This window comes from Thermoanaerobaculia bacterium (assembly GCA_018057705.1).
Classification (GTDB): Bacteria; Acidobacteriota; Thermoanaerobaculia; order Multivoradales; family JAGPDF01; genus JAGPDF01.
Genome location: JAGPDF010000099.1, coordinates 1 through 12,768, shown reverse-complemented (window position 1 = coordinate 12,768; position 12,768 = coordinate 1). Strand labels below are relative to the sequence as shown.

General features: G+C 69.7%; 8 protein-coding genes. 3 read left to right on the top strand and 5 right to left on the bottom strand.

Going from position 1 to position 12,768, the window contains the following annotated elements:
* Positions 1 to 249 (top strand): alpha/beta hydrolase (locus KBI44_19550; GenBank protein MBP9146678.1); only part of this gene is annotated, 249 nt, incomplete at its 5' end.
* A gap of 16 nt (positions 250 to 265) precedes the next feature.
* On the opposite strand, the gene ftcD is transcribed toward KBI44_19550, so the two are convergent.
* Entirely contained in the window at positions 266 to 1,954 is a 1,689-nt protein-coding gene (gene ftcD, locus KBI44_19545) for a glutamate formimidoyltransferase (protein ID MBP9146677.1), read from the bottom strand.
* Positions 1,955 to 2,344: 390 nt separating this feature from the next.
* Between ftcD and KBI44_19540 the strand changes: the two genes are divergently transcribed.
* A complete protein-coding gene (locus tag KBI44_19540; GenBank protein ID MBP9146676.1) occupies positions 2,345 to 5,404 on the top strand; it encodes a hypothetical protein in 3,060 nt (1,019 codons plus the stop codon).
* A gap of 6 nt (positions 5,405 to 5,410) precedes the next feature.
* Here the strand turns inward: KBI44_19540 and KBI44_19535 are convergent, their stop codons facing one another.
* The 4 genes from KBI44_19535 to KBI44_19520 all read right to left on the bottom strand — a co-directional run bounded on the left by KBI44_19535 (position 5,411) and on the right by KBI44_19520 (position 10,472).
* Positions 5,411 to 6,802, bottom strand: coding sequence for a hypothetical protein (locus tag KBI44_19535; protein MBP9146675.1), 1,392 nt, complete (start codon positions 6,800 to 6,802; stop codon positions 5,411 to 5,413).
* Between the two features lie 31 nt (positions 6,803 to 6,833).
* Entirely contained in the window at positions 6,834 to 7,562 is a 729-nt protein-coding gene (locus tag KBI44_19530) for a hypothetical protein (protein ID MBP9146674.1), read from the bottom strand.
* A gap of 224 nt (positions 7,563 to 7,786) precedes the next feature.
* Complete coding sequence (locus KBI44_19525) at positions 7,787 to 9,388, bottom strand: FG-GAP repeat protein (GenBank protein ID MBP9146673.1); 1,602 nt, start codon at positions 9,386 to 9,388, stop codon at positions 7,787 to 7,789.
* Positions 9,389 to 9,464: 76 nt separating this feature from the next.
* Complete coding sequence (locus KBI44_19520; protein ID MBP9146672.1) at positions 9,465 to 10,472, bottom strand: magnesium and cobalt transport protein CorA; 1,008 nt, start codon at positions 10,470 to 10,472, stop codon at positions 9,465 to 9,467.
* A 107-nt stretch (positions 10,473 to 10,579) separates the two neighbouring features.
* Between KBI44_19520 and KBI44_19515 the strand changes: the two genes are divergently transcribed.
* The coding region (locus KBI44_19515) for a serine/threonine-protein kinase (GenBank protein MBP9146671.1) at positions 10,580 to 12,768 on the top strand (2,189 nt) is incomplete at its 3' end.

The window sequence follows — 12,768 nt, the reverse complement described above, 5'->3', positions numbered from 1 at the left end:
ATCGCCGAGTCGGACGTCGGGCGGGAGCTCTGGAGCTGGCTCGCCACCTGGCCGGGCGACGGGCCACCCGTGCCGCTCCATCTCGGCTGGGGCGCCGCCGACGACTTCGCGCGTTCGAACCGGCTGCTCGCCGGACTCCTCCCGCCGGAGCAGGTCTACACCATCGCGGGCGGCCACGACTGGCGCGTCTGGGAGCGCTTGTGGGAGGGGTTCCTCGATCGCACCCGGCTCTGCGCCGCGCAGTCTTGAAGCGACCCGTCGGGCGCTAGCCCGCCGCCTGCCGCAGCCCGTCGACGAATTTCGCCTCGGCCTGCGCGGCGAGGTCGCGCGTCCGCGCCCAGGCGGCGTCGGCACGTGCCAGGAGCCGTGATGCCGCCTGGCGGTCCGCGAGACCGGGCAGGTTGATGCAGACATTCTGGTAGGCGCCCGAAGCCGCCGCACGCGCCATCGCGGCGCCGGTGCCGGCGTCGGAGAGCGAGGCCTGGAGGCCGATCTCGCCGATCTCGAGGCAGAGCTTCACGATCTCCGGGCAGGCTTCGAGAGTCCCCAGGGGGACTTCGATGGTCGCGATCGTCGCGACCACCATCGCCGCGTCGCGCAGGGCGCGCTCCCCGGCCGTCTCTTTGGGCATCCGCATCGCCGCGAGGTAGCGGTCGAAAGCGGCGGTATCGGCGTCGACCGCGGCGAGCAGGCTACCTTTGAGCGCCTGACCGCGGACCGCGATGCGCTCGAGCGCCGGTTGCTTCGCCTCGAAACCGCGCTTGGGGTGCGAGAGGTTCGCGACCATCGTCGCGAGCCCGGCGGCGAGCGCCCCGGCGTACGCTGCGACCGATCCCCCGCCAGGAGCCGGCGAGTCCGACGAGAGCTCATCGGCGAAGTCGGCGAGTGTCATCGCGACGAGCGGCGCGCCTTCAGCCAGGGCCGTGAGCCGGGCCTCGATGATCGCCTTCTGCGGGTCGAACGGCTTCACCTCGGAGAGTCCGAGCGTGCGCACCGCGACGTGGATCAGCGCTCGCTCCGGCACACCGGTCGAGCGTCCCATCCGCGCGAGGAAATGCCGGCCGGCGGCGAGGAGCGCCGCGCGCGGCACCAGCCCGACGAGCTCCGAACCGGTGACCCGCAGACCGTGCGCGCGGGCGCGATCCTCGCAGGTGTCGAAGACGACATGGAGCGGCGTCGCGTCGAGGTCGGTGACGTTGATCGAGATCTGGGCGCAGCCGAACTCGGGGATCGTCCAGCCGACCGCCTTGATGCCGGCAAGAAGGCCCGGATCCCAGATCTCGGCGCCGGCGGCGTCTCTTACCGGCTGGCCCGCAGCGTCGAGGCGCTTCCTGCCCTTCTCGCGAATATCGAAGGCGATCCGGGTCGCGAGCCGCTTGTCCACCGTGTTCAGGTTGACGTTGTAGGCGACGAGGAACGGCCGCGCGCCGATGACCGACGCGCCGGAGCGCGCCACGAAGGTCGCCGGACCGAAATCGGGCCGCCAGGCCGGATCGGCGAGCTTCCCCGCCAGCCCCTCGTACTCGCCGGCGCGGATGTCGGCGAGATTCCGGCGCTCCGGCGAGGTCGCCGCCTGCTCGTAGAGATAGACCGGGATCGCGAGCTCGCGGCCGACGCGCTCCGCGAGGCGCCGGGCGAGCTCGACGCACTCGGCCATCGTGACCTCCGAGACCGGCACGAACGGCACCACGTCGACGGCGCCGATGCGAGAGTGCGCCCCCTGGTGAGTGCTCATGTCGATGCGCTCGAGCGCCGCGACCATCAACTGGAAAGCCCCCTCGAGCACGGCCTCCGGCTCCCCGACGAACGTGATGACCGTCCGGTTCGTCTCGGCTCCGGGATCGACGTCCAGCACCGTGACTCCCGCCACCGCCCCCGCCGCCTTCGCCACCGCCTCGTACACCTCGGGGCGCCGCCCCTCGGAGATGTTCGGCACACATTCCACGACCCGCATACGACCTCCAATCGTCCAGATCGAATCGTAGCCCGGAAGCCCGGGGAAACGAACGCCCCGGAGCGTCGGCTCGCCGCGCGAGGGATCCGAGCACCGCAGGGTGCGAGATGGGGGGCTTCTGGGCCCCTCGAGCGCCCGAGGAGCGCAGGATCCCTCGCGCGGCGAGTCGACGCCGTCCGCCTGGCGCGAGGGATCCCACGAACGGCTCCTGGCCCGTCGGCTCCCGGTGCGAGGGATTCGAGCACCGCAGGGCGCGAGAAGGGAGGCTTCTGGGCCCCTCGAGCGCCCGAGGAGCGCAGGATCCCTCGCGCCGGGAGACGGCGGGTCCCCGCGACGTTCGATATTCTTCGGCCTGCGGCAACTCTTCTGCCGCGCCCTGGAGACCTCCCGATGCGTCGCTCTGCTGCCTGTTGGATCCTCTGGTCGGGAGCACTCGCCCTCGCTAACGCCGCCTTCGCACTCGACGTACCGGTCGCGACGCGATTGCCTTCGGGTCTCGTGCCCGATCTCACGCAGCCGATCGATGCCGACGCCACGGAGCGCATCCGGCGCTATACCACCGCGCCGGAGTTCAACTCGCCGCTCACCGACTACCTGCCGGCTTCGAAGAGCGTTCCGGCGCCGCAGGCCGTGCTCGGCGACGTCGCCGGGGCGCCGGGCTACCTGCCTTATACCGCCGACGTGCATCGCTACTTCCGCCTGCTCGCCGAGGCGAGCCCCAGGGTGCGCGTGGTCACGATCGGCACCAGCGAAGAGGGCCGTGAACGGATCGCGGTGGCGGTTTCCTCCGAGGAGAACCTCGTCCGGTCGGAGGAGAATCGGGCGCGTCTCGCCCAGCTCGCCGATCCGCGCAGGATCGACCTCGACGACGCTCGCGCCGAGAGCCTGATCGCGGCCAGCGTCCCGGTCTACTACATCACCGGCGCCATCCACTCCCCCGAGACCGGCTCGCCCACCGCGCTCATGGAGCTCGCCTACCGCCTGGCGGTGGACGAGAGTCCGTACATCCAGAAGATTCGCGAGAGCCTGATCACGCTCATCACGCCGGTCGTCGAGGTCGACGGCCGCGACCGCATGGTGGACCTCTATCGCTGGCATCTCGCCCACCCCGATTCGGCCTGGCCGCGTCTCGCCTACTGGGGCCGCTACGTCGCGCACGACAACAACCGCGACGCCATGGGGATGACGCTCTCGCTGACCCAGAACGTCCTCGACACCCATCTCGGCTGGCACGCCCAGGTCCTGCACGATCTCCACGAATCGGTCCCGTTCCTCTACGACAACACCGTCGGCGCCGGCCCGTACAACGCCTGGGTCGATCCGCTGCTGACCCACGACTGGCAGCTCTTCGGCTGGTCGAACGTCGCCGAAATGACGAAGCTCGGCATGCCCGGCGTCTTCACCCATGGCGAGTTCGACACCTGGAGTCCCGGCTATCTGATGTTCCTGGCGGCGATGCACAACAGTGTGAGCCGCCTCTACGAGACCTTCGGCAACGGCGGCGCCGACACCGAGGTGCGCGAGCTCTCTCCGGAGCAGTATTCGCGCACCTGGTATCGCCAGGATCCGCCCTGGCCGCGCGTCGAGTGGTCGCAGCGCAACAACAACAACTACCAGCAGACGGGGCTCCTCGTGGCGCTCGCCTTCGCGGCCGAGAACCGCACGCAGTTGCTGTCGAACTTCTACGCCCGGGGGAAGCGCGCGATCGCCAAACCTCTGCGCGAGGGGCCTTCCGCCTGGGTCCTGCCGGCCGACGACCGCCGTCCCGAGGCGCAGGCCGAGCTCCTGCGCGTCCTCGGCCGGCAGCATGTCGAGATCTCTCGCACCTCGCAGCCGTTCACCGTTCGCCTGGCATCCGCCAAGGGTCCGGGCGCTGCGGCAGCAGCCGACGCGGCGCAGGAGAGGGGAGCCGAGGGAGACGAGCGCCTGCTGCCGACCGGCAGCTACGTCGTACGCATGGACCAGCCCTACAGCCGGGTCGCCGACGCCCTTCTCGACCGGCAGTACTGGAGCCCCGACGATCCACAGAAGCAGCCCTACGACGACACCGGATGGAGCCTCGGCGAGCTCTTCGACGTCGAGGCGCTGCGGCTCGTCGACGGCGCGATTCTCTCAGCCCCGATGAGCCTCGTCGCGACGCCGGTCGCCGCGCTGTCCGGCGTCAGCGGCACGGGCCCGGTCTTTCTGGTGGCGCAGCGCGGAGCCGACGCCATGCTGCCGCTGCGCTATGCGGTCGACACCGCGGCGGGGGGCGATCGGATCTCCGGGGTGAAGGTCGAGGCCACGACGGCGGCGTTTCGCTCCCAGGCGCGCGACTTTCCGCGCGGCAGCTGGATCGTCACCGGCATCGATCGCGAAAGGATGAACGAGACCGCGACCCGGCTCGGCATCACGGTCGTCGCAGCGCCCGAGCGCCCGCCGGTCGAGACGCGCCCGGTGCCCCGCCCGCGGCTCGCCCTGCTCCACAGCTGGCTCAACACCCAGACCGAAGGCTGGTGGCGGCAGCGCCTCGATCTGCTCGGCGTGCCGTACGACTACATCAGCACCCAGGACGTCGCCGTGACGGCCGACCTCGGCGCGAAGTACGACGTCATCCTCTTTCCCCCGGTCGGCGTCGCCGAGCCGCAGCGCATCGTCACCGGCCTGCCGATGTTCGGCGGGCCGCTCCCCTGGATGACGACGGCCGAGACACCCCATCTCGGCACGATCGACTCCACCCCCGACCAGCGGCCGGGACTCGGCTTCGCGGGTCTCGAGCACTTGCGTCGGTTCGTCGTGGGCGGCGGGCTGTTGGTCGCTGTCGAAGACACCGCCGAGCTCCTGATCGCCAACGGCCTCACGCCCGGAGTGCGGGTCACCGACGCCGACAAGGTGAAGGTCGCGGGGAGCATCCTCGACGCCCGGTTCCCGGCGCAGACGTCACAGGGAGACCCGGCCCTGCCGCCTTCTCCCATCACCGACGGCTTCGGCAGCCGTCTCTCGGTCTACAGCGCCGAGGGAATGAGCTTCGAGCTCTCGCGCCTGGCGAGCGGCGGCTTCGCCTCCGACGAGAGCACCGGGCGGCCGACCGGGCGCGGCGGGAAAGACGAGATCGACACGCCGCAGGGTCGCGCCTTCCCCGCCGCCCCTGCACCGCCGACCGCCGAACGCTGGGAGAGCCTGCCCCTCACCAGCGAACAGAAGCGGCGCAATCCCAATGTCATCCCCGAGCCGCTTCTGCCGCGAGCGCTGCTGCGCTTCGGCGACGCCAAAGAGCTCCTCGTCTCCGGCCTTCTCGATCACGGTGGCGACCTCGCCCGGCGCGCCGCCGTCGTTCAGGCGCCGGTCGGCAAGGGGAACATCCTCCTCTTCGCGATCAACCCGATCTGGCGCGGCTCGACGATCGGGAGTCATCCTTTGGTGTGGAACGCGATTCTCGCCTACGACCGGCTCTCGCCCGAGCCGCGCTGAACAGCGTCAGGGCACCGTCGCCGACCAGGGCGCGGTGCCACCGCCTTCGAAGCCGTCGGAGAACAGGCTGGTCGGGACGAACAGCACGGCGATGCCGCGCGACAGGCAGCTCATCCAGAGCTCGTAGCCGCCGGCGACGGTCCGCACTTCGAGGTCGGCGATCTGGGCATGGGGCAGCCCGCCCCACTGCGGGCCGCCGTTGCGTGGCGCGGAGTAGATCCCGGCGGTCTGGCCATCGAACCACGCCAGGCCATGCGGGCCCGTGCCGTTGGGATCGAACAGGTTGAACCAGAGCCTGCCGTCCGGAGTGACCGCCAACGGAATGGCGCCGATCGTCGAAAGGCCGCCCAGCGCCGCGAAGTACTGATAGGTCCCGGCGTTGGCGTCGAGCCGGAAGAGGCCCTGGGTCGAACCGAGCCAAGCGATGCCGTCGGGCGCGGGAGCCACGGTATTGAACAGGTCGCTCTGCGTGTCGAGCTCGGGAAACTGGGTGTAGTCGCGCGAATAGCGGTAGGTGCCGTCCGTGCGGGTGACCTCGGCCACATTGGCTGCCCAGACCGTCGCCGGTCGCGTCGGATCGCGCCGCAGACTGTTGCCGCCGGCGCCGTCGTTCGCGACGGAGGTCCAGCTGCCGCCGTCGAGGTAGGAGAGGGAGTAGGCGAGCCCCAGCGACCAGAGCCGCCCAGCCGAGTCCTCGACCAGGCCGCGGCTCTGGTTCATCCCCGCGAGATCGCTCCAGCTTGCGCCGTTCCATTGGTGAATGCCGTTGAACATCGGGTTCAGCGCCACCTCGCCGCTCGCCGGTCGAGCTGCGATCGCCTGGCAGTTGTCGGTCGGGAAGGACCAGTCGACGCCGAGACCGTAGTGCAGGGCGTTCCAACCGGTCCAGCGACTGCCGTCGAACTGCGTCACGCCGCCGGCTCCCGGGCCGGCGTTGGCGCAGGCGTAGAGGTCGCCGGTCGACGGATCGAGGGCGAGGTCCTGGTTGAACAGGTCGTACTGACTGGTGTTGGTCACTCGATAGCGTTGCCAGACGCCCGTCACGGCGTCGCGCTTCGCCGCGCCGCCGGTACCGGTCGCCCAGACGTTGCCGGCACTGTCGATGGCGAGGTCGTCGCTCGAGGTCCCGGCTCCCCAGACGCCGAAGTCCTCCCAGACGGCGCCGTCGAAATGCCACACCCGGCTGAGACCGTCGGCAAGCAGCGCCTCGCCGTCGCCGTAGGCGCGAAACGCCCAGATCGGCGGGTCGAAAGCCGGCAGCGCCGGCTGCGCCGGCACGACCCAGTTGCCGGCCGGCGTCCGGTAGTCGAGAGAGTAGATCGGCGTCGGTCCCGAGAAGCCGACGAAGCGCCGCGCCCAGAAGTTGCCGCTGGCGTCGACGCAGTCCTTGCCGGGCATGTCGAGCAGGGCCCCGGGCGTGAAGGAGAACTCATGGTGCGTCCAGAGCTCGGTCGTGCTGTCGAAGGAGACCAGCGCCGAGCTGTTCTCGCTGTCCGCCCAGACGATGTAGCCCCCCCCCCGGCTTCGGCTGGATCGACAGCCGGCGCACCAGCCAGACCAGCTGGGGCCAGTTGTTCCCACCCTGCGAGGCCAGCCCGCCGCTCCAGTAGTGCCAGTCGGAAGTCGCCGGTGTATGGCGGATGACGCCGCCCAGGTCGCCGCCGAAACCGATCAGCGCGAACCAGACCGTCCCGTCGGGGGCGACGGCGACGTTGCGCGCGCCGCCGTTCGCGAGCTCAGGGCTCGCACCCGCGTAATTGACCAGGGAGGCCGCGCCGATGTCCGGGTCCATCTTCCAGGCACCCCGCCAGGTCGCCAGCCAGAGATCGCCCTGCGCGTCGGCGGCGATGTCGCTCACCCGCGTCGTGCCGGTCAGATCGGGGTGTCCGATCACCGGGTAGTCCACGTTCGAGATGTTGATCCAGCGGTTCTCGGCCTGCACGAAGCGGGCGACGCCGCCCTCTTCGGAGCCCGGGTCGTAGCCGCCGATCCACGGGTCGTCGTCGGGGCCGATGTGGATCGCGTCGTTGTAGTCGCCCTGGATGCCGGTATTTCCCGGCCGGTAGTAGCGCCAGACCGAGCCCGGGATCGCCTGGGCTCCAGCCTCGATGGCGCACAGAAGGAGAAGAGAAAGAGCTGCACCGAGTCGAGCAGGCATCCAGGGCTTCCTTTCCAGTCCGGCCGAGTGAAACCGCGAGCGCGAGAGAGCGCTCCTTCTGCTGTGAGACAGAGGACGGCGGTGGCTGGAACAGATTGGGGCCGCTGGTCGAATCCAAAGCTACCGGCTGCTCTCGTCGCGCCGCCATACTGGAGGAAGGAGGCGCACCAAATGCCGCCCATCCGGGCGGCAATCCTCGAGAACGGTCGCCGGACCAGCCTCGCTCAGGGAGTCGAGGAGGTCCAGCGGCGATCGTCACCGCTCTCGAAGTCGTCGGAGAAGAGGGCTCCTCGCAGCACGAGGAGGGCGCCGGCGTCGTCGACGCCGGCGGCAGTCCGGCCCGGCGCGGAAATGGCGTACTCGCTGAAACCGTCGGCGTCGAAGTCGCCGAGCGCCATGCCTTCGCCAAACCTGTCATCGGTTTCGGACGGCGCGATCAGGAGCCCAGGGTCTGCGGAAGAAAGCGCGATCGCCTCCGAGAGGATCAGACCGCCGGCCGAACCCGGGATGACGGAGACCGTCCCCGCGAGGTTGCCGCTGGCGTCGACCCTCTGCACGAGGAGATCCGCCGAAGCGCCATGGGCCGAAGGTGCCATCGCCAGTTTGCGCCCGAAGCGGGCGCCAACACCCAGGTCCTCGCCCGGAAGATCGCCGCGGTCGAGCCGAGCCGCCAAGGCCGCGGTAAGTCCGGTTACGGAGCCGCCGAGGAGGTAGATCTCGCCGGCGCCGGCCTCCCCGTCCACGTCCGCGAGCGGCTCGCCGATGGCCAGGTCGTCATGAACCAGCCCCAGGGCGAAGTTTCGATTGACGTTTCCCGCCGCCAGGCTCGAGCCGAAATAGGCGTCGGCTTCGCGCTCGCCGGGCATCGTCCCGCCGTTCATGACCACACCGGGCCAGAGGCAGAAGGCCGCAGCCGAAGTCGCCCCATCCCCTGTTCCCGGAACCACGATCACCATCCCGGCGTTGGCGATCGTTACGTTGCCAGGGAAGTGGCTCTCTTCTGGAACCCCCAGGACGAGGTCGTCGGCGCCGTCGGCGTCGAAGTCCCCCGCCGTCAGCACCGAGCCGAAGCCCTCACCCTCATCCACCGAGGCGCAGGCGATCGAGGCCGAGGTCAGGAAGTCGATGCCGCTGGTCGTGAGTCCGGATGGCGAACCGTACAGCACCGTGACCGAGCCGGCGTTCGTGCCCGCCTCGTCGTCGTTCGTCGCGCCGATCGCCAGGTCGTCTTCGCCGTCACCGTCGAAGTCGCCGGCGACGAGCGCATTGCCGAAGAAGTCGTTGTTTGCCGGCGAACCGGAAACGCCGGAGCTCGCCTGGCTCCACCACTGCGCGCCGCCGAGATCGTTCAAACCGCCGGGTGCGCCGTAGAGGACCGTCACCGAGCCTGCCTGGGTCACGCCTCCCACGGCATCCCAGGCGCCGATCGCCAGATCGTCGATGCCGTCGCCGTCGAAGTCTCCTGCGGCCAGGCTCTTGCCGAACTGGTCGGCAACCGCGAGCTCGTCCGGAACCAGCGGGTCCCCCTGAGCGAAGCCGTCGATTCTCGCGCCGAGTCCCCCCGGCCCACCATAGTGGACCGAGACGACGCCGCTGTTCAGCACGTTCACGAAGTCCTCCCAAGGGGAACCGATCGCGAGGTCCGGGTAGCCGTCGTCGTCGAAGTCGCCGACGGCAAGGGTGAGGCCGAACTGGTCGCCTTCCTCCGGCCCGCTGATGCTCGCCTGGACGATCAGCTGCTGCCCGAAGCGCGAAACCACGGCTTCCGAGCCCGGAGTCAGCGCCAGGGCTCCGACGGCGACGATCCACTTCGACCACTTGTTCACGCGGCGCCCTCCCGATCCGTACCTGACATGGTTACCGTCAAGGCCAATCGGAAAGGGACACGGCAGGCGAGACGAGCTACAGCCAGCCGCTCTTCTTGAACTGGCGGTAGAGGACCAGGCAGACGAGCACCATGCTGCCGACGACCAGGGGGTAGCCGAAGCGCCAGCCGAGCTCGGGCATGAACTGGAAGTTCATGCCGTAGATCCCGGCGACCATGGTGGGGACGGCGATGATCGCCGCCCAGGCCGCCAGGCGCTTGGTCTCGTCGCTCTGCGCGACGGAGAGCAGCGAAAGATGCGCGGCGAGTGCCGAACGGTTCATTTCGGAGAGGCCCTCGAGCATCTCCTGGATGCGCATCAGGTGATCGTGGACATCGCGGAAGTAGACCTGCATGCTCTCCGGCAGCGGCGCCCCCTCGAAGCGCTCGAGGCGCTGCAGGACGTCGAGCAGCGGCGAGACCGCCCGCCGCATCGACTGGAGCTTGCGGCTGAAGTCGTAGAGATCCGCTGTCGTCTCGCGGCTGCTGAAGCCGTCGAAGACGTCGGTCTCGATGGCTTCGAACTGTCGCTCGAGCTCCTCGGCGATCGGAAAATACTGGTCGACCACGAAGTCGAGCAGGGCATAGAGCACGTAGCCCGACCCGAGCGCCAGGCGGTCGTTCTCGAACTCGCAGCGGCCGCGGAGGCCGACATGGTCTTTGAGCGATCCATGGCGCACCGTGACGACGTAGCGCGGGCCGACGAAGAGGTGGGTCTCGCCGAGCTCGAAATCGCGGTGGTCGGAGGGGTCGCCGGGGATGGCGGGGTGGGCTGTGAACTGCGCCGTACGCAGGACAATGAACAGCGAGTCGCCGTAGCGTTCGAGCTTCGGCCGCTGGTGGGCGCGATGGGCGTCCTCGACCGCGAGGTCGTGAAGATGGAAGGCCGCCTGAACGCGGTCGAGCAGCGCCTCGTCGGGCTCGTAGAGGCCGAGCCAGACGAAGATGGATGGATCCGCGAGCGCCGCCGGGATCTCGTCCAGGGCCAGGGTCGCGACGCGCACTCCCTCGCGATAAGAGGCGCAGTCGATGACGCCCCGCGAAATCGATGGTTCGTTCACCTGCAGAGCCTACGTCGTACGCCGAAGACCGCCAAGCGCCCCGGGGGCTCCACGTTGTAGTCTCCCGCCTGTTCACCCCGAATGCCGACTCGATGAGCTCCCTCTCCCCCGGCACCCGCCTCGGCCCTTACGAGATCCTCGCCCAGATCGGTGAGGGCGGCATGGGCGAGGTCTACCGCGCGACCGATTCGCGCCTGAAGCGCGAGGTGGCGATCAAGGTGCTGCCCGCTGCCTTCACCGAGGACAAGGAACGCCTGGCGCGATTCGAACGCGAAGCGCAGCTCCTCGCGCAGCTCCATCATCCGAACATCGCCTCGATCTTCGGCCTCGAGGAGAGCGGCGGCATCAAGGCGCTCGTCATGGAGCTCGTCGACGGCCCGACCCTCGCGGAACGCCTGGAAGCGGGAGCCCTTTCCATTGCTGAGAGCCTCTCTACCGCGCTCCAGATTGCCCAGGCGCTCGAAGAGGCCCACGACAAGGGGATCGTCCACCGCGACCTCAAACCCCAGAACGTCAAGGCCTCCAGGGAAGGAAAGGTCAAAGTCCTCGATTTCGGGCTGGCCAAGGCGATGGACTCGGCGTCGGGCGGCGGTTCCACCGCCGATCTCGCGCGCTCGCCGACGATCATGAATTCGCCCACCCTGACCGCGGCGCACGGCACCCAACTCGGTGTGATCCTCGGTACTGCCGCCTACATGGCTCCCGAGCAGGCCGCCGGCAGCGCGGTGGATCGCCGCGCGGACATCTGGTCCTTTGGCGTCGTGCTCTACGAGATGCTCGCCGGCCGGCGTCTCTTCGACGGCGAAACGGTCTCGCACGTCCTCGCGGGCGTCCTCAAGGATACGCCCGACTTCTCGGCTCTGCCTGCCGGCACACCGCCGCGCATCGTCGAGCTCGTGCAGCGCTGCCTGCGCAAGAAACCGCGCGAGCGGTTGCAGTCGATCGGCGACGCCCGCCTGGCGCTCGAGGAGGCGCTCGTCGAGCCGAACCTCGGCGTGCCCACCGCGGCGATCCCGGCCGCCGGCACTCTGCCCGCTCGGCCCGCGCCGCTGCCCTGGATCCTCGCCGCGGCAGCGATCGCCCTGGCGGCACTCTTCGCGGCACTCTGGCTGGGCGGCGCGAAGGCGCCGGCGCCGCAGGGGATCCATGCCGCGCTCGTGGCACCACCGGAGACCGGCTTCGGCGACACGTTCGCGCTCTCTCCCGATGGCCGCCGGGTCGTCTTCTACGCTGTCGACCAGAAGACTCGCAGCGGCGCACTCTGGCTCCGCGAGCTCGACGCCGGCGTCGCGACGCGCCTCGCTTCGACCGACGGTGGCCAGATGGCGTTCTGGTCGCCCGACGGCGCGCAGGTCGCCTTTTTTGCCGAAGGCAAGCTCAAGCGGATCGACCTGCGCGGCGGTCCGGCGCAGACGATCTGCGACGCGCCGACACCGCGCGGCGGCAGCTGGGGTCCGAACGGGCGCATCGTCTTCGCCGCGACGTTCCGCGACGGACTGTCGATCGTCTCGTTGGCAGGGGCGGCAGAGGCGCCGAAGGCGCTCACGACGCTCGACGGCGCACGCAACGAGAAGAGCCATCGCTTTCCGGTCTTTCTGCCCGGAGGCGAGTCGATCCTCTTCCTCGCACAGACCGCCGAGGCCGGGGCACGCGAGGACCGGAGCCGGATCGAGGCGCTCGAGCTCGCGACGGGCAAGCGCCATTCCCTGATCGCCGCCAACTCCTCACCGCTGTTCTCGGCGGACCCCGGGCCGGGCGCGATCCTCTTCTGGCGCGAAGGGGCGCTGCTCGCGCAGCGCTTCGATCCCGCAGGGCTCGCCGTCGCCGGGGAAGCGGTCGCAATCGCTTCGCCGGTCGCCTTCACGCAGAACGAGCAGGCCCTCGCCACGGTGTCGAGTGACGGGACGCTCGCCTATCGCGAAGGGGAACGCGGCACCTATTCTTCGCTCGTCTGGCTCGGCCGTGACGGTGTCGGCAAGCGCGTGCTCGATCAGGGGCTCTTCTCCGAGTTCAAGGTTTCGCACGACGGCAAGCGCCTGGCCTACACCAACAACAGCCCGGGCAAGGGTGACGACGACATCTGGCTCCACGACTTCGAGAGCGGTACGTCGAGCCGGATCACCTTCGAGGAGGGGGGCGACAGCCGCCCGGTCTGGTCGCCCGACGACCGGTATCTCTACTACGCGAGCGACCGCGAGAACGACGGCACGATCTTCCGGCGCGCGAGCGACGGCATGGGGGCGCCGGAGGAGGTCGGGCGGACGGCCGAGGGTTTCTGGCC

Coding starts and splice junctions, on each gene's coding strand:
- ftcD (MBP9146677.1), bottom strand. CDS start 1,954: ATGCGGGTCGTGGAATGTGTGCCGAACATCTCCGAGGGGCGGCGCCCC.
- KBI44_19540 (MBP9146676.1), top strand. CDS start 2,345: ATGCGTCGCTCTGCTGCCTGTTGGATCCTCTGGTCGGGAGCACTCGCC.
- KBI44_19535 (MBP9146675.1), bottom strand. CDS start 6,802: ATGCCCGGCAAGGACTGCGTCGACGCCAGCGGCAACTTCTGGGCGCGG.
- KBI44_19530 (MBP9146674.1), bottom strand. CDS start 7,562: ATGCCTGCTCGACTCGGTGCAGCTCTTTCTCTTCTCCTTCTGTGCGCC.